Raw genomic sequence first — 26926 nt, 5'->3', positions numbered from 1 at the left:
AATGATTAAACTGATTTTTCAGCTTTTGAGACCCCTTCGGACCATCAATTAAGAAATAATTAAGATTTACTTTAGAGAGCGTTTATCATTTTAGTTTATGTTGGAATGGACGCCAAAAAAAATAGTAAAAGGAGGATGTATGATGAAAACAGAAACTTCGGTACTCATCATTGGCGGGGGATTAAGTGGATTATCAGCAGCATTATTTTTAGCCCATCGCAATATAGACTGTATAGTAATCGAAAGACATGAAACGACTTCCATTCAATATAAGTTCAGCGGGATTTCTGCACGGTCAATGGAATTGTATCGTAATGTAGGAATTGAAGACGAAATTAGGGAGCAACGGCCCAGACAAGCATCCAATAATGTAGTTATGGCTAAAAACCTGGCAGATGAGAATTTTAAAATTATGAAAATCGAACAAAACGATACGACTTCGTTTAGTCCGACACGCCCTGCTGATTGTGAACAGGACCGACTAGAACCGATATTAAAGGAGAAAGCAGAAAAACTGGGAGCGGATATCAGATTTAATACGGAGGCTACGGATATAAAGCAAGGAACAGATAAAGTTAAAGTAGTAACTAAAAATCGTACTACCGGACAATCATCGGAAATCCATGCTTCCTATGCCATAGCAGCTGATGGAATAAATGGAAAAACAAGAGAAAGATTAGGAGTAATCCGTCAGGGACCTGGGATCCTTCAGAATTGGTTAAATGTCATTTTTGATACAGATGCACTACCTACAATAAATGGATACCATTTTACTGCCTCCATGCTTGAGGATATTAATGGTACCTTAGTGCCCAGAGAAGGTGCAAAACGCTGGTCGATGTCTGTCCAGTATTTTCCTCAAAAGGGAGAAGAACCAGGTGACTATACCGAGAAACGATGCAAGGAATTAATTACAAGAGGAATGGGACGAAATGTGACAGTAAACATTGTCGATATAAGACTTTGGGAAGCGGCAGCATTTATTACCCACAGTTTTGGAAGTGGAAGGGTCTTTTTTATAGGGGATGCTGCTCATGTCATTCCTCCGACTGGCGGCTTTGGTGGCAATACTGGTATTCACGATGCTTATAATCTTGCTTGGAAGCTTGAAGCTGTTATCAGAGGAACAGCAGGAGCAGAATTACTATATACGTATGAACAAGAACGAAAACCAATTGCCTACCATACGTTGCAGCAAGCCCTCGCACGCCTTCAAGCCTGGTTTAAAGACCCAAATAACAAGCTTCCTCCTGTAGAGAAAATCATTCCAGACAATGATGTAGTATTTGGGTATAGTTATCAAACCGGCTGTCTCATTCCTGAAGCCGGGCAATCCGATCAGAAAGTATTTGAGGATGCAAATACTCCCTCAGCCCGACCTGGAACACGAGCGCCTCACCTGAACCTGGAGGTTAACGGGCATAATGTTTCAACCATTGATTTATTATTGGATCAGTGGGTTGTCCTTATTGGGGAAAGTGGTGAAAATTGGGAGAAAGCAATCCAGCAATCCAAGTGGGCTAAGCATGTAAGATGCTATAGAATTGGGCAAATAGAAGAATTAAAGGATAATAGCAATTGTTTTAGCGAAACCTATGGCATTGGTATGGGAGGAGCAGTACTCATACGCCCTGATGGCTTTATTGCCTGGAGGTCACAGCAGATGACAGAACATCCAACTGAACTTATCCAAGAGGTATTTAACCGATTGTTTTTTGTACATTAATTTGGTGTTTAAATAAAAATTACCAAGTTTACCGAGGAACTTTCTTGAAAGTCTGATCCACTCCTTTTTAAACACTAAATACGTCAAAGTCTCTTTATAACTTCCCTTATTCCCCTGTTCACCGGATTTTTAAAATGGGCAGGGCCACTTTTTTTTATTTTATAAAATCCTAAGACTCTTTTAATATAAACATTATATAGTCACAATAACTATTTTACGAAGGAGATTACGAATGTCGATTCGCAGACGTCTTTTTTTCTCAAATGCAGCGATGGTTCTGTTTCCAGTTGTCATTATATTTATCATCATCATCTTGTTGAATATGGTCCTGGGCGGAAATCAGCATTTCAGGAGCTGGGGACCACAGGGGACACAGGATCCCGAGGTATTCAGCAATCTAATAAGAATAGCTTCCCTGGAACAAGACAAGCTATACGACCAGGAATACATGGATAACATATCGAATCAGATAAACAAGCCCACCTTAGAATTCATTGTCCTTAAAAAGCAGGAAGTTTTGTACCACACAGATACTCCCCTTCAAAAAGAAGAATTACCCACCTTCGGGAATGAAGGCTATGATCCTGTAGCCTGGCTGGATGGAAAGCAATACGCTGTTCACCAGCACGACTTTTATTTTGATGATGGCAGTGAAGGTTCTATTATACTGTTGGATAGGAAAGGCTCCTTTGTTAATTCGGCCCGTGCCTTATTCCCAATTATTTTTATTAGTTTAATTCTCCTGTTGATCATCACGAATGTGCTGCTCTCTTACTTTACGTCTAAAAGTATTTTGCAGCCCATTAAGCAACTGTCTGAAGCTTCAGCTAAAATCAAGCAGGGTTCGTTGGACTTTTCGATGAAGCCTGTAAGTAAGGATGAATTAGGGCAGCTCGTGCAATCATTCGATGAGATGCGGGAGCAGCTGAAAGAATCGATTGAAATGCGAGACCGGTACGAAAATAATCGAAAAAAGTTAATCGCGAACATTTCCCATGATTTAAAAACACCGATGACTTCCATTTTGGGCTACGTAGAAGGAATCCAGGTCGGAGTAGCAAACACCCCTGATAAACAAAGGCGTTATCTTGACATCATCTCCACCAAGGCAAATTACATGAACCGATTAATTGACGAATTATTCCTTTATTCCAAACTGGACTTGAACAAGTTACCTTTTCATTTTGAAGAAGTAAACATAAATGAATTCATGCAGGATTATCTCGATGACATCCAGGGCAGCCTGGAAGAAGATCATATTCAAGTAACCTTAACTACCGACGATATCGATTCACCTGTACGAGTTGATCGGGATAAACTGGTTCGCGTGTTGGAAAATATCATCTCCAATAGCATAAAGCACATGGAAAATGATCAAAACGAATTACAGGTTTCCACAAAGAACCGCCAAAAAGAAATGGAAATCATGATAACGGATAGTGGGCCTGGCATGCAGGAGGAGAGATTAGAGGACATTTTTTCAAGTTTTTATCAAGGGGAATCATCACGACATAAAGGCGGAAGTGGACTTGGTCTATCGATCGCAGCCCAAATTATCGAAGCCCATGGGGGCAGCATTTGGGCAGAAAACGTCCCGGATGGCGGGCTCCGTATTCACTTTACCCTGCAGAAATCTAACGAATCAGGTGATTGGTATGAGTAGAAAGATTTTAATTATCGAAGATGACCAGACCATTGCAGAATTAGAAAGAGACTTTCTGGAAATAGAGAACTATGAAGTCACGATCATCCCGGATGGAAAAGACACACGGGAGACACTCCGAAACAACCATTATGATCTAATATTATTGGATATCATGCTGCCTTCGATCAACGGATTCGAGTTATGCAAAGAGATACGCCAGGAAACCGACATACCGGTTCTGATGGTAACAGCCAAACATGAGGACATGGATAAGGTACGAGGATTCGGGCTTGGGGCTGATGATTTTATTGTCAAACCCTTCAGCCCTACGGAATTAGTAGCCAGGGTTAAAGCTCACCTGGCCAGATATGAACGATTAGTCCAGCACGAAAAGCCGCCTGGAGTACTTCACATAGGGAGTTTAGAAATCAATCCTTCCTCAAGACAAGTATTTGTCGATGGAAAAGAAATACCGTTTACAACAAAAGAGTTCGACTTGTTGCAATTTATGGCTACCCATCCCAACCAGGTTTTTTCGAAAGAGCACCTGTTTGAAAAGATATGGGGGTTGGATGCCATGGGAGACAATTCGACTGTTACCGTTCATATTAAAAAGATCCGAAAGAAAATTGAAAAAGACAGCACAGATCCTCAATATATTAGGACCGTATGGGGCTCAGGCTATCGATTTAACAGTTAAGGCCCTTAGGGCATAAAGTCCATGTTTCCCCATAAACCGATCAAACAACAGATCACCCCATGAAAGTATATTACTCTTTATACTTAAGGATTTTATGCCCCCGATTGTAGAATAGGGTATTTTACCTGCATTATGTAAGTCTAAGGATTTTTATTGATAGGTTTAATTTTCAATTACAATATCTCCTTCCCCTTTTGGTATTTCAAAAAAAATTTAATTTCTAACAAGCTTTTTTATAACCAAGACTCACGTAATTAAATGTCATGCAAATAATCTTTAGTCAAGTATAAGAACAAATTCTACTACATCTTCACCACGTGCGTTAGAAAACCCAATGTCTTCCCCGGAGATTGTAAAACCGCATTTCTCCAGTGTCTTGAGTGACCTAATGTTGTCCTTGGCAGCACGAGCATAAAGTGGACGAATGGTAACGTGTTTTAAAAATTCCCTTAAAGCATTAGTAGCGATGCCTTTGCCCCAATACTCTTTTCCTATCCAGTAACTAACCCCTGGTACGCCGAACTGCTCGAAACATAAAATATTTCCAGCAACATTATTTTGAACAGTGATTGTTTGCTTGATGATTTCTTCATCCGCCAGAATTTTATTCCAGTGGGTTAAGAAGCTATTCCAATCCCCAGGGTCCTTACTTGTAAATGCCGCCATATGATTTGCATCCCGATGCTGTTGGGGTTTGAAGAAAACCGGAAGATCATCTTCCATTACGTTTCGAAGCATTATATTGCTCACCAAAATTTCCCCTTTGTAGTTTACTAGTTTTGGTAAACGTATTTCATGTTATCCCTTAAATTATTATGAAAATCGAACGCATCTTACTTTGGAGAAGCCCCTTTTCAGTACACAATTCATTGGATAATATAACTAAAAATCAAATGTAGAGTATTATTGATTATGCCCACAATAGTTTTTTTATCCAATGGTCACTTTCCAAGAAATACTTTAATCTAACATGCTGTCTCTTTTCATCTGCTTGCCAAAATTCAACCTCATTAGCCCTAACTTTGTAAAGGGTCCAAGAATCAGAAGCTTCAACAGGATTATCTTCCAAATTAGACAGTTGATCTGACAGAGCCTCCTCAAAGTCACTTTGTTTTTCTAAAATTGAGCTTTGTTTACCTATTAAAGAAATAGCACGTGCTACCTTTCCACGGTTCAAAAAGTCCTTAACGTTTGTTTCTTTATCCATCTTTATAGCATTACCACGTATCCTAATTTGCCGACCAATTAATGCCCAATAAAAGTTCAAGGAAACATTAGAGTTAGTCCTTAATTGTTTACCTTTTTCACTATTAGTACTAGTAGCAAAGTACCAGCCTTCTTCATCCACATCTTTAAGTATAAGTACTCTCGAATCAGGCTTGCCTTCTTTATCTACTGTAGAAAGAGTCATTGCATGAGGTTCATGAATATCATGTTCCAATGCAACTTGAAACCATTTTAAGAATAATTCGCAGGGAGAATAAGGAGTCTCTTGTACTTCAAATGTTGGGAAAGGACCTAAGAGTGTTTTACTGTTTTGGATTTTGTTCCTGACGTGATTCATAGTATTGAACAGCTCCTTATGAATGGTTATATCGAAATCCGGCGGGTAACATATACCGTAGTAAAAACGAATGTAAATAAAACAACGGAATTTAGATCAATAGTAAAATATCAAAAAGCTACATTATCAGATCACTTACCTCTGTATAATCACAGGTTATCTCGAAACTAAGTCTTCCACCATTCTTCCCAATTCTATAAAAAGGAAAGACGACTATCCTAATTGAATAATCGCCCCTTTCCTGAATAACAATACTCCTATGTATAAGTACTACTTTAAAATTCGATATCTAAGGTGGGTTACATCAGAGGCTTCTGTCACGTCTACCTTCTCCAGATGAATTTTTTCTGGACCGAGAGAATCAAACAGTCGGATGCCTTTACCAAGTAGAACGGGTACCAAGTGAATCAGGATTTCGTCGACTAGGTTGGCTTTCATACACTGTTGAGCAGTATTCGCTCCACCCATCACTTGGACATCCTTGTCATCCGCGGCTGTTTTAGCTTGTTCAACAACACTCTCCATACCGTCGCTAACGAAGGTGAATGTGGTTTCTCCTTCAGGGACCTCTTTAGGCGCATCATGAGTGGGTATAAATACCGGAATTCCGTGAATGGGATGGCTGCCTCCCCAGCCACATGTAAGATCGTACGTTCGCCTGCCTGCTACAATTGCCCCTATAGTTCCAAAAGATTTATCAAAAACTTCCCTATTAATTATAGAAAGCTTAAAAAAGTCGTTAAATTCACTAGGTCTTTCCCCATTAAATAACCATTCGTGCAAAATCTCGCCACCCTCACCAAGACCCTGCTTACGGTTATCCTTGGGACTAGCGATAAAGCCGTCCAGTGACATGGACATGTCTAAAATAACTTTTCCCACTGTCACACTCCTCTCTAATTGTTTCTTTAAACTTAACATATACGGCTAAGAAGGGTTTCTTTTCGATTGCTCAAATACCCTTCTTTTAACAACTAAATGCTTCTTTTTGTCGTTTAATATAGTACCCTATTATTCCAGAAAGTTCCCTAACCCAGGAACCACTACTTATATTCCTAGTAAAGGCAAGTGGTCTTTTTCTAACCGATTTGTTTAGAAAATGTTTATAAACAGGACATCGTCTATTTATACCTTCCTGGTACATTTAAACCTAAGAAATATAGAAAGGAGTGAAACTTCCAGTGTGAAATTATCGAGAAATACGAAAAAAGGCTTGGTAACGATCCACCTTCTTTTCGCGGCAATTATGTTTGGGGCGACCATAACGTTGATTTTGTTAAGTGGAGGCATTTCCGCAACGGATGATGCACAGGTTATGCAACGGAATTACGAGGTGATGCACCTGATCTCTACAACCATCGTAAGAGGCTCGACATTCGCCACCATCATCACCGGTATACTGCTGTCTATGATGACACCATGGGGGTTATTCAAGTTTTACTGGATTATTGCCAAAGAAGTCTTGTCTCTTATTCTTTTCACAGTTAATATTTGGGGGATGTCTGCCTGGACAAACCGTGCATTACAGCAAATCAACAACACACAGGACGCCATTTATCCAGCAGCCTTACAAGTGGACCTTTGGATTGGACTTACGATTCAATTGGTCTCCCTTATCCTTATTTATGGTTTATCCGTCTACAAACCATGGGGGAAGAAAAAATCAGGAGGTTGATCAGTGTATGGATAATATCGTACGAACCAGAACTCGAGTGATCCAAGGGATGTTTGCCTTACTTGCTATGCTGTTTTTTGTATGTATTATCATTCAAGTCCTGTTAGCAGGTGCTGGTTTATTCGTAGAATATAGCATGTGGGAAACGCACTCTACTTTTATTCATGTGTTTGAGTTCATTCCACTGCTACTGCTTATCCTGTCTTTCTTTGGCAGCATGCCAAAGTGGCTAAGGTGGCAGTCAGCAGGCTTATACATCATGATCGTGCTGCAATATATCACCGTAACCTTCGCTGATTCCCTGCCATATTTAGCTGTCTTGCACCCCGTCATTGCGTTAATCCTATTTTGGAGGTCACTGGTTACGGTAATGACGGCAGTTAAGCTTGTTCGTGCTTAAAAAATTCGAAAGGAGTGATTTGCGATGTATTGGGGACATTTTCCTCCCTTTGGTTTCTTTTTCTTCTTATTATTAATTGGTATGTTCGTCACTACGTTAATCATTTGGAAGCGAAGCTATAAAAGAGACGATCATTCCGTTGATCATGCTGTAAGGATCCTGGATCGCCGTCTTGCAAGTGGAGACATTACCATTGACCAATATAACGAGATTTTAACCATATTAAAAAAAGATAAATAGTCATCTGGTGCCTGACTCCCAGTACGCTAAAGCATTAGCGGCATGGGGATCAGGCACCGATTTTTGTACATCACTTAGGATATAGATTGTTATATATGAACGAATTCACTCATAGAATAACTTGTCTATATTGATAGGGGGTAAGTACATGTATAATGTTTTACTGTTCTGTGACCCAGGAATTGATGATTCATTAGCAATTATGTATGCACTTTTAAATCCTGAAATAAATGTGGTTGGTATCGTTTCAAGTTATGGTAACGTGCCACAACAACAGGCAACCCAGAATGTAGCATATCTCTTACAGTTGGCAGGAAGGAATGATATTCCTATCATCGCCGGAGCAAGAAGTCCGCTCAGTGGTGAAATAGCTGTATTCTACCCAGAAATCCATGGAGAAGAGGGGTTAGGCCCAATCCGTCCTCCAGAAACTCTTCAACACGAGGTAGTGAATTTCGATGAGATATTTAAAATCATCGATAATTACGAAGATAATCTAGTTATCGTAGATGTAGGAAGGTCTACATCGCTTGCGATCGCTTTTTTATTAGGAGGAGATGAGTATTTTAAAAAGGTGCGTGCCTTTTATATTATGGGAGGCGCCTTTTTAGTACCAGGCAACGTAACAGCTGATGCCGAAGCTAACTTTCATGGGGATGCAATAGCTGCCAACCTCGTATTAAACAAGTTACGAAATGTCTTTATCACTCCATTAAACGTTACGAATTACGCAATCATAACACCTGAAACCATTCGACAGATCACCTCTCAGCCATTTAATGCATTCACCAAACTTATAAAACCTATTTTTGATTATTATACCGCTGCCTACAAGAAATTAGACCCAAGTCTCGCAGGCAGTCCTTTGCATGATGTTTTTACAGTATTTGCTTTAGCCAATCCGGCACAAGTCCAGTATATTAATCGGCAGGCTTCTGTATCCATTGCGTTTGACAACACAAAAGGAGAAAGTCTCGCTGACTTTAGAGCTAGATCTAACGAACAGGTTACAGAAAATACAGATCATATTGCCATATCGTTCAACTACGAGGCATTTGTAAAAGATTTTATCAATGTAATGACTACACCATCCAGATAAATGACAATAAGGCCTTTATCTATTTAAAAAAATCTTACATATCAAACGGTGCCTCACCCCCAGCATGCCAAAGTATTAGTACAATTGGGGGAAGCAGGCTTCTTTCCATAAAAATATTGATCGATACGCCGGATGTAATCAAAAAGGACATGTGTTTTATACAATTTTCCCCTACTAATAAAAAGGAGGTTTAAGTAAAGTCCTTTACTATTCAGTAATGGTTTCCTTTAATCTTCCTCTTCCCCCTTGTGTTTCTCGAGCATTTGTTTAAGATATTCCTCCGACTTCCCTCTTGGAATGCTGAGGCTATTCCACTCTTCGCCTTTTATTTGCTTACCAATATACACAATTTGACCTACATGATAAGCGTAATGGGCCACCTGCCGCTCGATCGCCTCTATGACCAGGTGACTTTCACCTCTAATGGTAATCTGTTTTAATAAACCCTCAGGTGTTAAGGACCTTAAGGCCGTAAATAAAGCATTCCATCCAGACTCCCAAAGTGTAAGCAATTCGTTTTTGGAAGAAATGTCATCTTCAAATTCCTCATCGCGTTTTCGGCTTGTTTTTTCCCCATCAGAAATCAGGAAATCCGTCCACCTCGACACCATATTACCGCTCATATGTTTAACGACGATCGCAATACTATTGGAAGCTTCATGATAACTCCAATGGATATCTTCCTCGGAAATTTGACGAAAGGTTTTATCTCCAAGAACCTTTAAGCTTTCGAAACGTTCAATCACAATACGCAGATACTCACTTTCAACCTCCATGATCTCCCTCCCTGTTTACTTATCAGCTTGTATATTTCTCACACACGATGTCGTCCTGCTGCTGAAAGCAAAATTAACAACCATAGAAAGCGAATAGACCGAAAGTGCGTGATTTAATTAATTGGCGCCGGACCCCCAGGTATTAGCGCAGTGGGTCACGCATTATAGATACATAATTCATACCTCTTCAGGAAAGTTTAACCATGTTATAATGTCATTATGTAATAGAATAGGTGACTCAAGGGTGGTCGGCATTCATCCCTAAGAAAGGGGGTGAGGCCGATGACAGTATACGAAGCGTTGATGTTTGCAGTAGCATTCGCAACACTTGTGATTGGCATACTGTCATTTAACCAAAAAAAATAATCCACCCTTGAGCTAAGGACTCAGGTGGATTATTCCGTCTGAAGAACCGATCCCCCTTGCAGGGAACCATTCTATTACCGACCGTAGATGTTGGCGCATCTGCGGTCTTTTTTAATATATATTACTTCTGTAGTTATTATACCATAAAATAAAGAATATAAAACCTGTCACTTTGACTGAAGAAGTGTTTAACCATCACTTTTCGTACGGAAAAGCAGCCATCCGCAAATAGAAAACTGTGCCTAGACATCGCATGACCCAACATGCTAAAGCATTAGCATATTGGGTCAGGATTCGGTATTGTGTATTTATCGAATTTTACAGCTATATTTATTGTATGTAGTGCTATATCGAATTAAATATCATGAATTCTTGACTTCCAAAAGTAGTTTGAATATAATGAATTTTGTAAGCGCATACATATAAACGAGTACAACAACCAGCAGTATTGGAAACTTGTTTTGCAGCATGATGCTGTTCGAGACGGGGTCCATTACTGCTGGTTTTTTTAAATCAAATTAATCTATTGGAGGTTTTATCATGAAGTTTGGGTTGTTTACGGTTTTTGATAATTACAAAAGTCGTCTGGGGCGTGAACCGGAGGATCTGCTATTCGAAGTTGTGGAACAATCGGAGGCTGCCGATCAATTAGGCTACGATTCTGTTTGGTTTGCAGAACATCATTTCAGTGAATACGGCATTCTGACCTCCCCACAAATGTTATTGACATTAGTTGCAGAAAGAACGAAAAACATTCGTCTTGGTGTTTCCATTGTCACGCTCCCTTTCAAAAATCCCATCCAGGTAGCCGAGGATTACGCACTATTAGATGTGTTAAGCAATGGCCGGTTAAATTTAGGACTTGGAAGTGGTTATTTGCCACACGAGTTTTCGGGATTTAATATTAACGGAAAAGACAAAGCCTTCAAATTCAACGATGCTTTGGCTGTAATTGAAAAAGCCTGGACCGGAGAGACTTTTTCTCATGACGGCGAATACTTTCAATTTCATGATGTGAAATTAGAAGTTGTTCCTAAACAAAAGCAAGTACCTGTCTGGATTGGTGCCCTCAGTGCCAACGGGGCAAAGCATATTGGCAGAATGGGCTACAACATCATGGGTGTGCCCTATGTTGCAAGCGACTCCCTTTCCTCGTTGAAGGAGATTCTCGATGACTATAAGCAGCATTATATAGGAGCTGGTCATGACGCAGAAAAAATAAACGTTCCGTTAGCCTTACACACCTATGTTGCACCTACAAGAGAAGAAGCAATAGAAGTTGCAGCGGAACATCTGAATTTATATTTAGATACACGCCTATACGGCAAGTCAGCAAAATATGAAGATTTAGAAGCTAGAGAACAGCTGTTAATAGGTAGTCCTGAAGATGTGATCGAACGGTTAAGAAAATATGAGGAAGCTGGCTGTGATCATATCATGATGTTAATGAATTTTGGTGGGCTGCCACATAAAAAAGTACTAGAATCCATGAAGCTGGTAGAAGAGGAAGTCATGCCTGCGTTTAAGGAAAAAGTAGTACAATAACCTGGCAATCTAACAAACTCTCAACGGAGCTGTGTTTCCTATAAAATCATAAATGATTCATACCTTTTGTTACACAAAAGAAGGAAGGATTAAACTACTATCCTTCCTTCTTTCTTCTGGTTTTCCATCGCCTAATTGATAAATGGCTGAATACTGGCAAACGCACTCAGACAATCCAGCATTTCAAAAGGAATATCCACTTCATGACGCTTCAACAGGTGGCTCCTGTAATTACGGATATCAAAATCCAATACTTCCTGGACCTCTCGCTGCTTTTCTTTTCCAATGATCGAATCAGGGTTTCCGGGTTCCATATGTAAAACAAGTGATTGATAAACCTACCCACCGTGCAATGTTGCGAATTTGAACGTTTGACCGCTTACGCGATAACCGATGGTTGGCCCCTGTGCGCTGGCATCATATTCCACGCCAGGCAATTTGATAAGGGCCGATGCGAGAACCGACTTGGTTTCATATATAAAAAGTAGGTTTTGCCCCCTGGATCCTTGACCCATTTGGTATATTCACGGAAATCATGTTTATTTTCTTCTCGACATTGGGAAAGGATTAATATAGCCAAACTCTAAAGAAGGAGTGATAAGAGTTATGGATAAGAAAATCATCGGTGGTGTATTCAGTAACATTCAAGATGCTGAAGAAGCGATCAAAGGATTGAAAGATGAAGGATTCGGAAGTGAGGACATTACTGTATTCGCTAAAGACAAAGATCAGGTAAATGAAATTGAAGACGAAACAGACACGGATGTTTCTAAAAACAAAACCGGTCGAGGCAAGAACTCAGGGATTGGCGCTGGTTATGGTGCAGCTTCAGGCGGTGTCCTTGGAGGAATCGCAGGGTGGATTGCAGGAATTGGTTTATTGACCATCCCTGGTATCGGTGCCATAGCAGCTGCCGGTCCACTTGCCACTACCCTGTCAGGTGCCGGAGTCGGAGCTGGAAGCGGTGGTATCGTGGGAGCCTTGGTCGGAGCAGGGATACCGGAAGAACAGGCGAAACAGTATGAAAGTGATTTAAAAGATGGAAAAATAATCGTATTCGTCGAAGCACCAGAGAACAAGCAAAGTGCTGTCTATCATAACTTCTTGGAAAGCAGAACAGAAAATTCCTCCATGTACCCGGAAGGTGTAGGTACAGGATCTAACCAATATAATCACCGGTAAGGACTATAATAAGCTTGGTTCCTCAAACAAGGAACCAGGCTTTTTTAACAAGCTTTTATTACACAAAAGAAGGGAGGATTAAACTACTATCCTTCCTTCTTTCTCTTGCGCTTCCATCGCCTCATTGATAAATGGCTGAATACTGGCAAACGCACTCAGACAATCCAGCTTTTCAAAAGGAATATACACTTCATGACGCTTCAACAAGTGGCTCCTGCATTTTCGGATATCAAAATCCAAAACCTCCTGGATCTCTCGCTGCTTTTCTTTTCCAATCGCCGAAACAGGGTTTCCGGGTTCCATATGTAAAACAAGTGATTGATAAGCCTTCCCACCGTGCAAGGTTGCGAATTTGAACGTTTGACCGTTTACGCGATAACCGATGGTTGGCCCCTGGGCGCTGGCATCATATTTTACCCCAGGCAGTTTGATAAGGGCACAATGAAGGTGGTCAGCATTGGTACTACTTTCAAAAACTTTGAGTTTACTAGTCACGCTTTTGCCTCCCTGAAAAAATGAATCTAAATTCATCTTTCCATACTTCGACAAAAAGAGCAAGACCCCTTTCCCCACTTCCTCTACGAAATTGCTGTCTAACAATTATGATAAAGTGAAAACATCTTGCAAGAGGACATAAAAAGGCTGCTTCCTAAGCCTTTTACAGACTTAGGAAGCAGCCTCTTCTATTAAAAGTTTGCCACTTTCCTATTTTCATTGTTCTCTTCATCATAATATTCCAATACCGCATCTACATAATAAATATCCCCGTAACAAGCATCATACTGCAGCGCCTCTTCGCGAATGCAGCTATAAATCCCGGTGTGCTGTAACTGCTCGTACTTCATAGCAGAGAATTCGATCGCTAACTCTTGCGTGTATTTCCCGCCATGATTCATGACGTAATCAATAAATCCAGCTCCGAAATTATAGGATTGCAAAGCTAATTTAACGTTATAATCTGCTTTCTCCAAGGTAAGAGCAAAATAGGAAACGCCTTGTGCAATCGACTTTTCAGGGTCATTAATACAACCGACAGAACCACAATACGATTCGGAAGCTTGCATCGGATCGTCCCCTCTCCCACCAGATTCTTGCATCATCAAGGCTAGAATTATAGGTACATAATCTTCTATTCCCTCTTCTTTTGCGTATTTCTCCACTTTATCTTCATACTGCAACACTTGCTTTGATAGATTCGCCTTCTTTTCAGAAGTAAGACTGCTGATCACATTTTCTTCGATCGGGCTGTTTGCAAATAGCTGTATCACGCCAATGACAAGCAGCAACGGGAGAACATTCTTGAAGAAAACTTTTCTCAACGCTGTTTTGAATTTCCTGTTAGTTTTGCTTCCAGCCATGTGTTTTCTCCCTCTCGCAGAATATCTATCTATATTTTACCATTCTACGATTAAATTGGCTCGTATTTAATATAAACCGACCGTGCGTGCCCAGCCCCTACCGAGGGTGCCTGAACCTCGCACTCACTTCCACAAGAAATTCCTACTGGTAAAACTAACAAAAAATAATAGCTCTTCATACCAGGGGTCAGTCACCTGCAGCAAAGCGGGCTAAACCTTCTTCAACAATAAATAGATAAAATAAGGAGCGCCGATCAATGCTGCCATAATACCTGCTGGAACCCCGTCCGGCTCGAGTACATTGCGTCCGATCGTATCCGCAAATAACAGCAGCCACCCGCCAAGCAACAATGCCAAGGGCAGGAATAGTTGATTTCTCGGACCGATTAACGATTTAGCGAGATGAGGCGCCATCAGTCCGATAAAAGCAATACCTCCGGTTACCGATACGGCCGATGCAGCCAGAGCCACGGCTGTCACCAACAGGACGATCCGCTCTTTTTCAATCGCGAGGCCGACACCAATCGAAACCGGCTCACTTAATCCCAGGAGATTCAGCCGGTTGGATTTATATAACGTAAAAGGAACAAGGACGATCAGCCATGGCAGTATCGCCAAAATAAACGGCCAATCGGTGCCCCATATGTTCCCCGCGAGCCATTTCGCAATAAAATCTACTTTTTCCCGTTCCGCAGATGAAATGAGCACAATCATGGCTCCTGATAATGCCATGGAAAATCCGACACCTACCAGTACCAGCCTGGTCGGCTGAATCCCCACTTTCTTTTGATAAGAAAAAATATAAATGAGGCAGGCTGTCAGGAAGGCACCAAGAAAGGCTGCCAACGGAAGGAAATACACGAACGACCCTGCTTCAATTGGAAAAAATAAAAAGAACACAGCGACTGCGACGCCTGCACCGGCGTTGATTCCGATGATGCCAGGATCCGCTAAATCATTGCGGGTGATTCCCTGCAGGATAGCGCCCGACAGTGCAAGCGCCATTCCTGCCAAAAGCGTAATAATAATCCGGGGCAGCCGAATCGAAAACAGGACAAATTCTTCTTTGAAGGTACCATTTCCAAACAACGTCGGAATGATGCGATTATACGATACAGAAGAGTACCCCAGACCCATACTGACAAGGACCGTAACAATAATTAAGGCTGTGAGAATTACCATAAGCATGCGTTGTTTTTTAATAAGAGACGGATGAATCATGAGAAACTCCTCCCTCCCTTTTGCACAATGAACAGGAAGAAAGGCAATCCCATCATCGAGATGATTGCTACCACCGGTGTTTCATATGGCGCGTTGATCGTCCGGCTGACCGTATCAGCCAGCAACATGAGCGAAGCACCGAACACAGCCGACATCGGGAGGATCGCCCGATAATCCTTCCCTACGATTGGTCGCACGATGTGGGGAATCATCAAGCCAAGAAATGCGATATTCCCGACCACCGCAACGGCAGCGCCGGTCAGCAGGATAATCAGGATAAATAAAATTGCTTTAATCTGCGTTGTTTTCTGTCCCAGTCCAACGGCTACTTCTTCATGGAGACTGAGGATCGTCAATTGCCTCGCAAGCAAAAAGGAAATGACGAGACCAATCAGGATGAATGGCACGATCACCTGAACCTGTACCCAGGACACCCCGACTAACCCGCCAGCTGTCCACATCGACACATCCTTCGATACTTTAAAATAAAGACTGATTCCTTCCGCCACTGCAAACAAAAACGCAGACACGGCAGCCCCTGCCAGTACGATCCGAAAAGGCGAGAACCCTCCCCTTTTTAACGAGCCGATACCAAACACCAGTCCTGCCCCTACGCCTGCACCGATAAAACAGGCGATCGTCATCCCGAGGTAATTGGTGGATGGAAAAATGGCCAGTGTGACAGCGAGAGCAGCGTTAGCTCCGGCCGTCAAACCAAGCAGTCCAGGGTCAGCTAGCGGATTTCTGGTCATCCCCTGCATGATGGCACCAGCGACAGACAACCCGGCCCCGACTAAGATGGCGGCGATTTCGCGGGGAAGCCGTAATTCCCGGATGATAGTGACGCTTTCCGACTTCACGTTAGAAGTCAGCGCCAGCCACACATCGCGAGCTGTTGTATCCGCTGCACCAAAAAAAATGGCTGCCGCAAATGAAAGGCTCAATACGACCAAGCCAATGATAAACTGATATGTAAATGAACGTGTAAGCTGTTTGTCCTTATTCATGGAAACCCCATCTTCTCTGTAAATTGATTCACGTATTAGAAAAGCTTGGCTAGTCGCCAAGTTTTTATGGTGAAAGTCTTAGTAATTTCTTATACTTTAATTCTTTAACAAATTAGACTTTATTAAAGTATAAAGAAGAGGAATTCAGCAGGTGAATTCCTCTCATAGATTACTCGTTTAGAAATGCATCCTTAAATGACTCCAGCTGATGCTCCAATGTAATCGGATCGTTGAAGTAAAACTCCTTGGCATTCACTTCAATGACCTGGTCATTTTTCACGGCCGGGATATTTTTATAAGTCTCCGTTTCCTGGAAAGAGGTTTCGGAATCGGCATTTTTACTGAATACGATATAATCGCCGGCATACTCCGGAAGTACTTCTGGAGAAATGGCATAGTAGCCATCCTTCAGCGCCATCTCTTTCACTTTTTCAGGCATCTTCAACTTCATTTCCTGATAAAGGATTTCCGTGCCTCGTCCCCAGTTATCACCAAACACATAGAGCTGCTTTTCGAAGTTTTCAATGACAGAAACCGTGGTATCCTCCCCGATTTCAGCCCGGATGTCCTCGCCTGCTTTTTGGGCACGCTTTTTGAAATCTTCCACCCATTGTTTCGCTTCTTCTTCTTTGTTCAAAAGCTTCCCTATCTCTACATGCTGCTCTAAATAGCCCAATTTGCCGTATGTATAGGTAACGGTCGGTGCTATTTCTTTTAGTTTATCGACATTTTTAATGTTGGAAAGTCCAATGATTAAATCCGGATTCAGTTCGATGATTTTTTCCAGGTTCTGATCGGAAACTTCCTCGACACCCTGCAATTCCTCTTCAAACTTCGGATTCATCTTCGACCAGGAATCCACGCCGACAAGGTTGACATCAAGCGCCATAACATTTCCGGCATAGGATGATAATACAACGACTCGTTCCGGGTTCGCCGGTACTTCTACCGGTCCATTTTCTGATTCATAAGTAATTGTTTCAGGCTGGTCATTTTCTTTGTCACTTTCTTTTTCACCGGAAGCTGTTTCGCCTGATGTGCTTCCGCATGCACTAAGAATAAGCACGAATAAGAGCAGGATTGGCATAAGTATCTTTTTCATTGTCTTCTTCTCCTTTAAGTAAATTATAAGTGATGCACATTGGTTTATTGGTGCGAGGGTCTTTGCCGATTTCCGCATCAATTTTAAATACTTCCTGGAGGACTTCCCGCTGGATCACCGCTTCACTGGAACCGGCTTTTACGACCTTCCCGTCTTTCAAGGCAATAATATGGTCGGCAAACCGGGCGGCCTGGTTCAAATCATGCAGCACCATCACAATTGTTCGTCCCTGTTCCCTGTTCAACTTCTGCAAAAGCTCAAGGACCTCGAGCTGATGAGCCATATCTAAATAGGTGGTCGGTTCATCAAGGAAAATCATCTCGGTTTCCTGGGCAAGGGACATGGCAATCCAGACCCGCTGGCGCTGTCCGCCGGACAAAGCATCGACAGGCTGGTATTTGAATGTTTCAATACCGGTTACTTCAAGCGCCCAGTCAATGACCTCGAAATCTTTTTTTGTTAAACGGCCGAACCCTTTCTGGTAAGGAAAACGTCCATAAGAAACCAATTCCCCAACCGTCAACCCGCCAGCACTTTCCGGATTCTGCGGGAGGATCGCCATCTTTTTGGCCAGTGATTTCGTATCTTCTTTTGATATGCTGGCGCCATCAAGAATGACCGATCCCGATTGATACGGAATGATTCGTGTCATCGCTTTCAACAAGGTGGATTTTCCACACCCATTGGAACCGATGATGGTGGTGATTTTCTGATCTGGTATCTCCAACGTCAAATCACTGACAATCGTTTTTTCCCCATAGCCGATATGTAAATGTTCGGTTGATAAACGGCGCATTGTGAAGCCTCCAAATAAATATTTTGTTGAGAATGATTATCACTTTCGTTTATAATGATACTATAAGTCGGCTCGCTCGCTTTGTCAACAACATTTTCCATATTAAGTTTATCGGTTTAAAAGGAATTACATATTGGAGGGGAATCGTTCATGGGAAAAGAAATTTTTGATGTCACCATTATCGGCGGAGGGCCAGCGGGGCTTTATTCTGCTTTTTACAGTGGACTACGGGCAATGAAAACAAAAATCATCGAATTCCAGCCGCAGTTAGGCGGGAAAGTTCTCATATATCCGGAGAAAATGGTCTGGGATGTCGGCGGCCTCCCTCCCGTTCCAGGAAAGCAGCTCATGGACCAGATGATTGAACAGGGATTAACGTTCAATCCGAAAGTAGTGCTCAACGAAAAAGCGGTATCCATCTCACGGGATGAAAATGGAATCTTTCTATTAGAAGCGGCATCAGGAAGGATTCATTATTCCAAAACCGTCATTGTGGCAGTAGGCAGCGGCATTTTAATGCCTCAGAAGCTTAACATCGAAGGGGCAGAACGTTTCGAACTTGGAAACCTCCACTATACCGTCAAATCGCTGAAAACATTTAAGGATAAAACGGTCATCATTTCAGGCGGTGGTAATTCAGCAATCGATTGGGCGAATGAACTGGAACCAGTAGCCAAAAAAGTTTACCTCGTCTACCGGAAAAATTGCCTGAGCGGGCATGAAGCGCAAATCACCCAATTAGAAAACAGTTCGGTAGAATGTTTTCCTTATACCACGATTTCGAAGTTATTGGCTTCGGATGACCATGAAAACATTTCGCAGGTGGAACTGACTAGTAATAAGACCGGAGAGAGCTTTTACTTAGAGGTAGATGATGTTATCGTCAATCACGGTTTCGACCAGGACACCTCACTCCTGAAAAATACCAAATTTGATATCCAGTTAGTCGACCAATATTTCGTAAAAGGAACGGCAACGAGCGAAACATCGATGGAAGGCTTATATGCAGCAGGGGATATCCTGAACCATGAAGGAAAGCTGAACTTGATCGCCGGCGCCTTCCAGGACGCAGCCAACGCCGTCAATAAAGCGAAACAATACATCGAACCAGATGCCAATGCTGTGGCCATGGTGTCTTCTCATAACGATGTTTTCAAAAAGAGAAACCGTGAATTAGTCAGAGAAATGACGAAGCATTAAGTTTTCACACACATAAATGAACGGTGCCTGACTTCCGCCGTAGTAAAGCATTACGCAACGGATGTTAGGCATTTTTCATGCATAATTTATACCTCTTCAGGAAGGTATAACCATGTTATAATGTTATTAAGTAATAGAATAGGTGACTCAAGGGTGGTCGGCATCCATCCCCATAAGAAAGGGGGTGATGCCGATGACAGTATACGAAGCGTTAATGTTTGCAGTAGCATTCGCAACATTGGTGATGGGCATACTGTCATTTAACCAAAAAAAATAATCCACCCTTGAGCTAAGGACTCAGGTGGATTATTCCCTCTGTCGTGCCGATCCCCCTTGCAGGGAACCATTCTATTACCGACCGTAGATGTTGACGCATCTGCGGTCTTTTTTAATATATATTACTTCTGTAGTTATTATACCATAAAATGAATGATATAAAACATATCATTTTCTCTGGAAAATCTCTTGTTTGTAAAATGCGCATGATCCTGGGCGGGGCGCAGACACCCGCATCAAAAGTATCGGATTAGGATTTAGCTGTTAGTCACGAACAATCGTATCGTTCAACTTCGTACGATACTTGTCTTTCCAGGTTTTCTCGTCCTTCAATAGCTCATCGCAGAAAGCGGCCACGTCCTCACCCGTGAGGTCAGTGACTCTCTTGCCTTCCGCAGCACCTTCCTCAAAGAGGTCGAGTATGCCGCCAAAGATACGGCTGGTGTCCTTCCAGTCAGAGGGACCACCAGTGGTCCACATATACTTTTGGATCGTTTTGTAAGCGTTATAATACTCACTTGGAAGTGCCTTCGCACGTGCCTCCATCGCCTTCCATTCTCGCTTGTCATCCAGACTTCCAATAATTTTTTCAAAAAAAATCATATTAATTCTCCTTTCTATTTTCAGTTTTTAGTTCGTTAATTTTGCTCGAGACAAATTCCCATTTTTGCCAAAAGATTTCAAGATGCTCTTGACCTGCTGCGTTGAGTGTGTAAAATTTTCTCGGTGGTCCCATAGTGGAAGGCTTTTTCTCGATGTCCACCAGATTGTTTTTCTCAAGGCGCATGGTAATCGTATAAACTGTGCCTTCAACCACATCAGTGAAGCCAAGTTCTCGTAGCTGTTGAGTGATTTCATAGCCGTAAGTTTCGCCACGGCTGATGATCTCAAGCACACAACCCTCAAGCACCCCTTTCATCATTTCTCTGAAATTTCCCATTTTTACCTCCATTTGTATGTTGCTGTATTTTTTTCAGTACTCTGTATCACAGGTATTTTGTTTTACTGATATTCAGTAATACTTATTACTGGTAAATAGTAATACATAGTAGCGTCTCTTGTCAAGGATTAAAATTTTCGTCAAAATCCCATTATTACAACTTTCATAGGTGTTTAACTAGGATCAAACTTAACGAAGATAATCCTACTCTTTTTTCATTAACGAAACACTTTCACCTCTTGGTGCTATGGTTTCATTTGAAACCATTCTATCTTAATCTAAAATGCCACGTTAGTTAAAAAGCAATCGTCCCCGATTATGTAATAACTCATTTAAGAACATTCTCTTTAATTAAATTTATACAATCATCAATTAATTCTACAATGTCTCCTTTAAAGTTCATTTCAATTTCCCCACACGGGATGAGTCCTGAATAACCTTTTGTAAAAATAATTAGAATTTTGTAAACCCTATAAAACTTTAACGCTAGATAAAGATTAAGAAAAGACGAAAAATCCTGGGTTCTTCTCCTCTCTTTTTTAGTAACCATAACGACATGACATTAGAAGGTAGTTAGATAGACGGCGAGGGTGGGAGGTTTTTAGTGTTGTCTTTGGTTACCTGTCCTGTTATCCGGGAGAACTGCCGTTTACCTTTTCATTCTTAATCTTTTTTTAAATTCTTTAACACCTTATTAACAGTGACTTAAAACTTTGTTTATATACTCAACCATAGGTTGTCACAATTGTTAAATATTTCTGGAAGGGTTTGAGTATATGTCAGAATTGAAAAAATGGTGTTTTGTTTTCCTGTTTTCCACCCTAACCTTCATCTATTTTCCCATTGGGGCTTCTGCGCATACAGACAACAGTGAAGGGTATTCAAACATAACATTTGATGAGCAAGGACTGCGTTATGAACTAGAGCTTGATTATCTGGAATTGTCTAGATTGATCGATTTGGGAATAACCTCTGAAGCTACTACCCCACAAATGAAATGGGCTTTAGAAAATAAAGAAAAGATAATTGAGCAATACCTTCAATCGAACCTTCTCATTTATAATCACGGAGCCCTTTTACAAGGAAAAATTGTGAAAACCAATGTAAAAAGAAAAAGAGGCCGTGATTATGCGCATTTGGTACTGCACTTTCCAGTAAAAAACCCTGATTCAGCCGCCATACAAATTACATATAATGTTTTCTTTGATGATAATGACCCGTCGCATCGAAATATTGCTTCTTATCAGTTAGGTGATCAATCGGGACGCTTTGTCTTTAACGGCGGGGAACGAAACCTTCAAATTGAAAAGGAGACGCTAATTGGTCAAAGCTTGAGATTTATACAGCTTGGGTTTCATCACATTTTGATCGGTTGGGATCACATTCTCTTTATTATTGCACTTGTGATCACATCCCGAAATATGGCAGATGTTTGGAAAGTGATGACGCTGTTTACGCTCGCTCATAGTGTCACGATTGGCTTGACAGCGCTTGATGTATTATCCATTCCTGCTGTTGTTATAGAACCATTGATTGCATTAAGTATCATGTTTGTAGCAATCGAAAATTTCTTAGGATTTTCCTCGATCTATCGCTACGGAGTCGTATTCATTTTTGGGTTAATCCATGGTGTCGGATTCGCCGGTGCTTTACATATATTTCAGTCCTCCATTTGGGAGTCGCTGCTTCCGATCATTACTTTCAATGTAGGAGTAGAAGCGGGACAAGCTCTAATTATAGCCACGCTTTTTCCGTTGCTTCTCCTCATTCGAAAATATAAGTGGGCGATTACGGTCCATGGAATGGTCAATGCGTTAATTTTCATCATTGGATTGACCTGGTATTTTCAAAGGGTCTTTGTTTGATTTTGACCCTGCTGGGAGGAGGTGATGCCACTTTTAGGTAGAGGTTTCTAACTTAGAATGGGAAATTTTTAAAAGGAGGAGAAATTATTGGGTACAATCAATGAAAAATGGCAAAAACGTATGCGCAAGCTAAAGCCTGTGGCAATTATCTTTTTAATGAGTCTAGTATTATTAGCTGTTATTAAACCGGTTATTGCAGATGAAAGGGATTATGCAACGATTACAGGAACAGTTTATAACGACAAAAATGATAATGGGAAGCAAGAGGAGAATGAAGAGGGAATTGCTAACGTCACTGTTTCTGATGGGAAAACCCTAGCTGTTACGGATGAACATGGTAATTATGAACTTAGGATGGATATCGACAGACGTATCAAAGATATTGTCTTTGTTACCGTACCCAATGGTTATCGTGTCCCTACCGATGAAAATCAGACCCCTCAATTCTACAAACAGCTTGGCGAGTTAAAGAAAGGGATGACGCAAAAACAGAACTTTGGATTACTCCCTAATCCGGAATCGAATAATCCCAACTTCAGCTTTGTCAACCTGGCCGATGTTCATGTACAGGAGGGCACGACAAATAACCGTGAACGATTTACCGATCAACTGGCACAAGTAAATCAATTATCCGGGGATCCCGCTTTCATTGCAGTAAGCGGAGATTTGACAAACCGTGCAACCCACGAGGAATTCCAGGACTATACAGCAAGTACGGCTGCTTCTGACCTGCCGGTATACCCTGCTGTCGGAAATCATGATTTTGCTCCGGGCTCTACCTATGCGGAACGTATTGACAGGTACCGTAAATATTTAGGTCCCGAATGGTATTCCTTCAATTATGGCCAGAAGCACTTTGTTACGCTGGAAAACATTTTAGGCTTCAAAGAATCGGATCAAATCGAGTGGCTTAAAAAGGATTTGGAACTCAATGCAAAAGATAAGGAAGTCATTGTAATTGTCCATAAGCCGATGAATACACCACAAACTCCAGCGCCTACTTACACCAAACAATTCAAGGAACTTCTTGCTAAATACAATGCCCGTCTTGTATTGGTGGGACACACCCATGTGAATGATGTGGCGGTCGACACGATTCCGGGTGCAAAGCATATCACAACAAATTCAAGCTCCTACACCATTGACCAAACACCTAACGGATTCCGAAAAATTACCTTTAAGGGGGAAGAGGCAGATACACAATTCAAGATGTATGGCGTAGAAAAAAGTTTATCGATTGTGAACCCAAGCGCTGGCGGCGAAATCCCTCAAGAAGACACCGGTATTCTAGTGAATGCCTATAATACGACAAGCCTGGTACAGAAAGTGAAGTATCGTATCGATGGGGGACCGTGGGAATCTCTAAACCAAAGCAGCGATTTTACTTGGATGGGAGAGTGGCATGCAAGTGAAACTTCCCTAGGCGAGCATAGTATAGAAGTACGAGTGACCGATGATAAGGGAGATACATGGAGTAAAGTTAATACTTTCACAATTGTAGAGTCTGGGAAAGATACAGACCCAAAACCTGGGGCAAATTGGTCCATGTTCCACGGGAACGCTCAACATACAGGGGTTGCCAAAGATGAACTTGAACCAGGCCTGAAACTAGATTGGTCTTACAAAACACCAGGTTCGATCCTCACTTCATCTCCTGCAATCGTAGATGGAATCGTCTATATAGGTACACGTGATGAAAGTAATTCGAAGTACCACGCCATTCATGCCGTAGATTTGAAGACAGGGAAGAAACTTTGGCAGTTTAAGGCCAATGCTCAAGTGCAGTCCTCCCCTGCAGTAGAGGATGGTGTCGTCTATGCTTCCACTGTTCGAGGTACACTTTATGCTCTTGAAGCCAAAACAGGGGATTTGATCTGGAAGAAGACCATAGGAAAAGATAGTGTGCAACGGGCATGGATGTATTATTCCCCTACAGTTTCTGAAGGTACGGTCTATCAAGCATATAGTACAGGTAAGGGCGGCGAATTAATGGCCCTGGACAGTAAAACCGGTGAAGTGAAATGGAAGAGTCCTTTAGCAGGAAACTGGATTTCCGAAGCTTCTGCAGTTGTCAAAGACGGAAAAGTTTATGTCGGTGGTGATGGCGGCTGGTTGTTTGCCTTTGATGCGAAAACAGGAGAAGAAATTTGGCGTCATCAGATTTCTTGGGCATGGATGCACTCCATGCCAACGATTGCGGATGGACGTATTCATATCGGCCACCAAGGCGGTCAACTGGTAACGCTTGATGCATCTACAGGAGAGGAACTCTGGCGTTATCGTAGTAAAGATGCCAGTTATATTCCTGGTGATGCCACTGGATCCACGCCAGCTGTAAAAGATGGGATTGTCTATATGGGATTCCCGGATGGAAACGTGACAGCACTGGATGCAAAAACAGGTCAATTAAAATGGAAATACCGCACAGAAGGAGGTATCATTTCCTCACCGGTAGTCAGTGGGAAAACTGTCTATATTGGTTCTAATGATGGAAGGTTATACGGTTTGGACAGCATAACTGGACAACCATTATGGAACCACGAAATTGGAACTTGGGTTGCATCCACCCCAGCCATTTCAGGAAACACACTGTTAGTTGGTGCTTTTGATGGGAATCTGTATGCCTTTACCCCAGGCGGGGAAGCTGCCGAGCGTTGGCCAAAAGTAACCGGAAAAATCACGGATAAGGCGACCAATGAACCAATAGCTGGAGCAACGATTACTATCAAAGATGACCAGGGTGAAAAAGTACGGGCAGTTCAAACGGATAAGGAAGGTAGATATCTCTTTGCTGTTGAGTCGGGAAGCTATACAATTCAGGTTTCCCGCCTAGGATATCAGACGAAAACAGCCACGTTGGACCTTACAAAGGGGAATCCAAAAGAATGGAATGTTTCCTTGACTCCGGTATCTGTGGATGCGAGTACTGGAAAAACAGTTCCCGGGCCGCGATCAGAGGCAACTACCAAGGATATCGTCATGGAAAATAGTAAACTAGCGATGGCGATCGCTAAAGTAAGTGAAGACTCCCAGCTTTCAGGCGTGACCAAAGGAAAGCCGATTGATGTATCAGCCAAAGGATTTGAGGACCAAATAGACTGGATGAACCTCCCTTACGTCTCTGCTATGGAACCAACTGGGACCGGGGCATGGCAGCAGCTGACCGCCAAACATGATAATGTAGAGATTGCAGGAGTAACGGCTGACCAGGCGGTCGTGAAAGCAACCGGACAATCTACGGAAAACCCAGAGATTGAAGTGGAGACCACTTATACGATTGGTGCTGATCAAGCATTGGTCAAAACAGAAACGGTCTTCACAAATACAGGCAGTGACGACCAAACATTATGGGTGGGAGACGTCATGGATTATGATGGCGCCGGGCAAAAAAGCGGAGTGTCCGGCCAAGGGGTCATCACCAATTCCTATTCCAATCCGGAAAAATTTTCACCCAATGAACCTTGGATAGGGATGACAGGTACCGATAATCAAGTCTATGGATTCCTATATACGGGAGATATGAACGGCTTGAGTGCTTACGGAAATGGAAACTGGATGATGACCAAAAAGCAAATCGAGCTTTCCCCAAGTGAAAGCTTTACTTTGACCCGATATATCGCAGCCATCAAGGGTAGTGATTCGACCAATCCTTTCACCGTTTTAAGTAACCTTTATCAACAAATAACCCCATAAAAAGAAACATAACCCGAAGAAAGGACATCCTACTTCGGGTTATGTTTCTAAAAAAGCTTAATTAGCCCATTATCTTGCAATCAAGTCTTCCACAACCCTGCCCTTATTCGGAATACTCGGTTTCAAGATATCACTATTCATATAGCACCACGCATCTAGTAGCCAGAAACTGGCCAACATTATTTACTATACAAGCTCTTTAGCAGATTTCGTAAATTCGCTATCTAACGGTGCCTGACACCCCCAGTATGCTAAATTATTAGCGTATTGGGGGTCAGGCACACTGGCCTTTATGCAGCGGGAGATATCCTGAATCATGAAGGAAAGCTGAACTTGATTGCCGGCGCCTTCCAGGACGCAGCCAATGCCATTAATAAAGCCAAGCAATTCATCGAACCAGATGCCAATGCTGTTGCCATGGTGTCCTCCCATAACGATGTTTTTAAAAAGAGAAACCGTGAATTAGTCAGGGAAATGACGAAGAATTAAATCCACATACACGAAAACAAGCACCTATACATGCAGGTGCTTGTTTCTTATTGCACAGCAA

At 41.9% G+C, this 26926-nt stretch carries 25 protein-coding genes and 1 pseudogene; 13 read left to right on the top strand and 13 right to left on the bottom strand.

Annotation, left to right across the window (positions count from 1 at the left end):
• The first annotated feature begins 142 nt into the window (after positions 1-142).
• The 3 genes from BLV00_RS01385 (at position 143) to BLV00_RS01375 (ending at position 4071) form a co-directional block, all read left to right on the top strand.
• Entirely contained in the window at positions 143-1726 is a 1584-nt protein-coding gene (locus tag BLV00_RS01385; protein ID WP_176791278.1) for an FAD-dependent oxidoreductase, read from the top strand.
• Between the two features lie 232 nt (positions 1727-1958).
• Positions 1959-3389 (top strand): HAMP domain-containing sensor histidine kinase, encoded by a 1431-nt coding sequence (locus tag BLV00_RS01380; RefSeq protein ID WP_093041468.1) that lies wholly within the window; start codon positions 1959-1961, stop codon positions 3387-3389.
• On the top strand, positions 3382-4071 hold the full coding sequence (locus BLV00_RS01375) for a response regulator transcription factor (protein ID WP_093041465.1): 690 nt from the start codon (positions 3382-3384) through the stop codon (positions 4069-4071). The genes BLV00_RS01380 and BLV00_RS01375 overlap by 8 nt, the downstream gene beginning before the upstream one ends.
• A 276-nt stretch (positions 4072-4347) precedes the next feature.
• Here BLV00_RS01375 and BLV00_RS01370 read toward each other — a convergent pair whose 3' ends face one another.
• The 3 genes from BLV00_RS01370 to BLV00_RS01360 all read right to left on the bottom strand — a co-directional run bounded on the left by BLV00_RS01370 (position 4348) and on the right by BLV00_RS01360 (position 6517).
• Positions 4348-4809 (bottom strand): GNAT family N-acetyltransferase, encoded by a 462-nt coding sequence (locus tag BLV00_RS01370; protein WP_176791290.1) that lies wholly within the window; start codon positions 4807-4809, stop codon positions 4348-4350.
• A gap of 172 nt (positions 4810-4981) precedes the next feature.
• Entirely contained in the window at positions 4982-5635 is a 654-nt protein-coding gene (locus tag BLV00_RS01365; RefSeq protein ID WP_093041460.1) for a pyridoxine/pyridoxamine 5'-phosphate oxidase, read from the bottom strand.
• A 270-nt stretch (positions 5636-5905) separates the two neighbouring features.
• Positions 5906-6517 (bottom strand): dihydrofolate reductase family protein, encoded by a 612-nt coding sequence (locus BLV00_RS01360; protein ID WP_093041457.1) that lies wholly within the window; start codon positions 6515-6517, stop codon positions 5906-5908.
• Positions 6518-6818: 301 nt separating this feature from the next.
• Between BLV00_RS01360 and BLV00_RS01355 the strand changes: the two genes are divergently transcribed.
• The 4 genes from BLV00_RS01355 (at position 6819) to BLV00_RS01340 (ending at position 9049) form a co-directional block, all read left to right on the top strand.
• A complete protein-coding gene (locus tag BLV00_RS01355) occupies positions 6819-7310 on the top strand; it encodes a DUF2269 family protein (RefSeq protein ID WP_093041454.1) in 492 nt (163 codons plus the stop codon).
• 7 nt (positions 7311-7317) lie between these two features.
• Positions 7318-7710, top strand: coding sequence for a DUF6220 domain-containing protein (locus BLV00_RS01350; RefSeq protein WP_093041449.1), 393 nt, complete (start codon positions 7318-7320; stop codon positions 7708-7710).
• A 24-nt stretch (positions 7711-7734) separates the two neighbouring features.
• On the top strand, positions 7735-7950 hold the full coding sequence (locus BLV00_RS01345; RefSeq protein WP_093041446.1) for a hypothetical protein: 216 nt from the start codon (positions 7735-7737) through the stop codon (positions 7948-7950).
• 148 nt (positions 7951-8098) lie between these two features.
• Positions 8099-9049 carry a nucleoside hydrolase gene (locus BLV00_RS01340; RefSeq protein WP_093041445.1) on the top strand — a complete coding sequence of 317 codons (951 nt, stop codon included), beginning with the start codon at positions 8099-8101 and terminating at the stop codon, positions 9047-9049.
• Positions 9050-9276: 227 nt separating this feature from the next.
• Here BLV00_RS01340 and BLV00_RS01335 read toward each other — a convergent pair whose 3' ends face one another.
• The gene (locus tag BLV00_RS01335; protein ID WP_093041442.1) at positions 9277-9825 is read right to left on the bottom strand and encodes a DUF1572 family protein; all 549 of its coding nucleotides are present in this window, start codon (positions 9823-9825) and stop codon (positions 9277-9279) included.
• Between the two features lie 906 nt (positions 9826-10731).
• Between BLV00_RS01335 and BLV00_RS01330 the strand changes: the two genes are divergently transcribed.
• Complete coding sequence (locus BLV00_RS01330) at positions 10732-11736, top strand: LLM class flavin-dependent oxidoreductase (protein WP_093041439.1); 1005 nt, start codon at positions 10732-10734, stop codon at positions 11734-11736.
• A 131-nt stretch (positions 11737-11867) separates the two neighbouring features.
• On the opposite strand, the gene BLV00_RS01325 is transcribed toward BLV00_RS01330, so the two are convergent.
• Positions 11868-12050, bottom strand: a complete 183-nt coding sequence (locus BLV00_RS01325; protein ID WP_093041435.1) for a hypothetical protein — start codon at positions 12048-12050, stop codon at positions 11868-11870.
• Positions 12051-12342: 292 nt separating this feature from the next.
• Between BLV00_RS01325 and BLV00_RS01320 the strand changes: the two genes are divergently transcribed.
• Positions 12343-12918, top strand: a complete 576-nt coding sequence (locus BLV00_RS01320) for a general stress protein (RefSeq protein ID WP_093041432.1) — start codon at positions 12343-12345, stop codon at positions 12916-12918.
• Between the two features lie 78 nt (positions 12919-12996).
• On the opposite strand, the gene BLV00_RS01315 is transcribed toward BLV00_RS01320, so the two are convergent.
• The 6 genes from BLV00_RS01315 to BLV00_RS01290 form a co-directional block, all read right to left on the bottom strand.
• Positions 12997-13413 (bottom strand): hypothetical protein, encoded by a 417-nt coding sequence (locus tag BLV00_RS01315; protein WP_143030659.1) that lies wholly within the window; start codon positions 13411-13413, stop codon positions 12997-12999.
• Positions 13414-13604: 191 nt separating this feature from the next.
• Positions 13605-14276 carry a lysozyme family protein gene (locus tag BLV00_RS01310; RefSeq protein ID WP_093041425.1) on the bottom strand — a complete coding sequence of 224 codons (672 nt, stop codon included), beginning with the start codon at positions 14274-14276 and terminating at the stop codon, positions 13605-13607.
• 210 nt (positions 14277-14486) lie between these two features.
• Positions 14487-15497 (bottom strand): FecCD family ABC transporter permease, encoded by a 1011-nt coding sequence (locus tag BLV00_RS01305; protein ID WP_093041423.1) that lies wholly within the window; start codon positions 15495-15497, stop codon positions 14487-14489.
• Positions 15494-16504 (bottom strand): FecCD family ABC transporter permease, encoded by a 1011-nt coding sequence (locus BLV00_RS01300; RefSeq protein WP_093041420.1) that lies wholly within the window; start codon positions 16502-16504, stop codon positions 15494-15496. Before BLV00_RS01300 ends, BLV00_RS01305 begins: the two co-directional genes overlap by 4 nt.
• Positions 16505-16673: 169 nt before the next feature.
• Entirely contained in the window at positions 16674-17606 is a 933-nt protein-coding gene (locus tag BLV00_RS01295) for an iron-hydroxamate ABC transporter substrate-binding protein (RefSeq protein WP_093041418.1), read from the bottom strand.
• The gene (locus BLV00_RS01290) at positions 17557-18402 is read right to left on the bottom strand and encodes an ABC transporter ATP-binding protein (RefSeq protein WP_093041416.1); all 846 of its coding nucleotides are present in this window, start codon (positions 18400-18402) and stop codon (positions 17557-17559) included. The genes BLV00_RS01295 and BLV00_RS01290 overlap by 50 nt, the downstream gene beginning before the upstream one ends.
• 150 nt (positions 18403-18552) lie before the next feature.
• On the opposite strand from BLV00_RS01290, the gene BLV00_RS01285 reads away from it, so the two are divergent.
• Positions 18553-19602, top strand: coding sequence for an NAD(P)/FAD-dependent oxidoreductase (locus BLV00_RS01285; RefSeq protein WP_093041413.1), 1050 nt, complete (start codon positions 18553-18555; stop codon positions 19600-19602).
• Between the two features lie 540 nt (positions 19603-20142).
• On the opposite strand, the gene BLV00_RS01280 is transcribed toward BLV00_RS01285, so the two are convergent.
• Both BLV00_RS01280 and BLV00_RS01275 read right to left on the bottom strand, forming a co-directional pair.
• Complete coding sequence (locus tag BLV00_RS01280; protein WP_093041410.1) at positions 20143-20481, bottom strand: DUF1048 domain-containing protein; 339 nt, start codon at positions 20479-20481, stop codon at positions 20143-20145.
• A gap of 1 nt (position 20482) precedes the next feature.
• Complete coding sequence (locus tag BLV00_RS01275) at positions 20483-20818, bottom strand: PadR family transcriptional regulator (protein WP_093041407.1); 336 nt, start codon at positions 20816-20818, stop codon at positions 20483-20485.
• Positions 20819-21594: 776 nt separating this feature from the next.
• Here BLV00_RS01275 and BLV00_RS01270 point away from each other — a divergent pair.
• The 3 genes and pseudogenes from BLV00_RS01270 to BLV00_RS01260 form a co-directional block, all read left to right on the top strand.
• The gene (locus tag BLV00_RS01270; protein WP_093041404.1) at positions 21595-22683 is read left to right on the top strand and encodes a HupE/UreJ family protein; all 1089 of its coding nucleotides are present in this window, start codon (positions 21595-21597) and stop codon (positions 22681-22683) included.
• 87 nt (positions 22684-22770) lie between these two features.
• Entirely contained in the window at positions 22771-26376 is a 3606-nt protein-coding gene (locus BLV00_RS01265) for an outer membrane protein assembly factor BamB family protein (RefSeq protein ID WP_093041401.1), read from the top strand.
• A 285-nt stretch (positions 26377-26661) separates the two neighbouring features.
• A pseudogene (locus BLV00_RS01260) lies at positions 26662-26865 on the top strand (thioredoxin reductase); the annotation flags it as partial.
• Positions 26866-26926 lie beyond the last annotated feature (61 nt).

Origin of the sequence: Thalassobacillus cyri (assembly GCF_900107755.1) — a bacterium.
Taxonomy (GTDB): domain Bacteria; phylum Bacillota; class Bacilli; order Bacillales; family Halobacillaceae; genus Thalassobacillus; species Thalassobacillus cyri.
Note: the sequence above shows the minus strand (reverse complement) of the source record. Positions and strands in the feature narration are given on the sequence as shown.

Bases quoted from the DNA above. Each gene is read 5' to 3' on its own strand.
- BLV00_RS01280 (WP_093041410.1), bottom strand. From the start codon at position 20,481: ATGATTTTTTTTGAAAAAATTATTGGAAGTCTGGATGACAAGCGAGAA.
- BLV00_RS01320 (WP_093041432.1), top strand. From the start codon at position 12,343: ATGGATAAGAAAATCATCGGTGGTGTATTCAGTAACATTCAAGATGCT.
- BLV00_RS01385 (WP_176791278.1), top strand. From the start codon at position 143: ATGAAAACAGAAACTTCGGTACTCATCATTGGCGGGGGATTAAGTGGA.
- BLV00_RS01340 (WP_093041445.1), top strand. From the start codon at position 8,099: ATGTATAATGTTTTACTGTTCTGTGACCCAGGAATTGATGATTCATTA.
- BLV00_RS01345 (WP_093041446.1), top strand. From the start codon at position 7,735: ATGTATTGGGGACATTTTCCTCCCTTTGGTTTCTTTTTCTTCTTATTA.
- BLV00_RS01330 (WP_093041439.1), top strand. From the start codon at position 10,732: ATGAAGTTTGGGTTGTTTACGGTTTTTGATAATTACAAAAGTCGTCTG.
- BLV00_RS01310 (WP_093041425.1), bottom strand. From the start codon at position 14,276: ATGGCTGGAAGCAAAACTAACAGGAAATTCAAAACAGCGTTGAGAAAA.
- BLV00_RS01295 (WP_093041418.1), bottom strand. From the start codon at position 17,606: ATGAAAAAGATACTTATGCCAATCCTGCTCTTATTCGTGCTTATTCTT.
- BLV00_RS01375 (WP_093041465.1), top strand. From the start codon at position 3,382: ATGAGTAGAAAGATTTTAATTATCGAAGATGACCAGACCATTGCAGAA.
- BLV00_RS01300 (WP_093041420.1), bottom strand. From the start codon at position 16,504: ATGAATAAGGACAAACAGCTTACACGTTCATTTACATATCAGTTTATC.
- BLV00_RS01365 (WP_093041460.1), bottom strand. From the start codon at position 5,635: ATGAATCACGTCAGGAACAAAATCCAAAACAGTAAAACACTCTTAGGT.
- BLV00_RS01270 (WP_093041404.1), top strand. From the start codon at position 21,595: ATGTCAGAATTGAAAAAATGGTGTTTTGTTTTCCTGTTTTCCACCCTA.
- BLV00_RS01285 (WP_093041413.1), top strand. From the start codon at position 18,553: ATGGGAAAAGAAATTTTTGATGTCACCATTATCGGCGGAGGGCCAGCG.
- BLV00_RS01335 (WP_093041442.1), bottom strand. From the start codon at position 9,825: ATGGAGGTTGAAAGTGAGTATCTGCGTATTGTGATTGAACGTTTCGAA.
- BLV00_RS01350 (WP_093041449.1), top strand. From the start codon at position 7,318: ATGGATAATATCGTACGAACCAGAACTCGAGTGATCCAAGGGATGTTT.
- BLV00_RS01305 (WP_093041423.1), bottom strand. From the start codon at position 15,497: ATGATTCATCCGTCTCTTATTAAAAAACAACGCATGCTTATGGTAATT.
- BLV00_RS01325 (WP_093041435.1), bottom strand. From the start codon at position 12,050: ATGGAACCCGGAAACCCTGATTCGATCATTGGAAAAGAAAAGCAGCGA.
- BLV00_RS01380 (WP_093041468.1), top strand. From the start codon at position 1,959: ATGTCGATTCGCAGACGTCTTTTTTTCTCAAATGCAGCGATGGTTCTG.
- BLV00_RS01275 (WP_093041407.1), bottom strand. From the start codon at position 20,818: ATGGGAAATTTCAGAGAAATGATGAAAGGGGTGCTTGAGGGTTGTGTG.
- BLV00_RS01370 (WP_176791290.1), bottom strand. From the start codon at position 4,809: ATGCTTCGAAACGTAATGGAAGATGATCTTCCGGTTTTCTTCAAACCC.
- BLV00_RS01290 (WP_093041416.1), bottom strand. From the start codon at position 18,402: ATGCGCCGTTTATCAACCGAACATTTACATATCGGCTATGGGGAAAAA.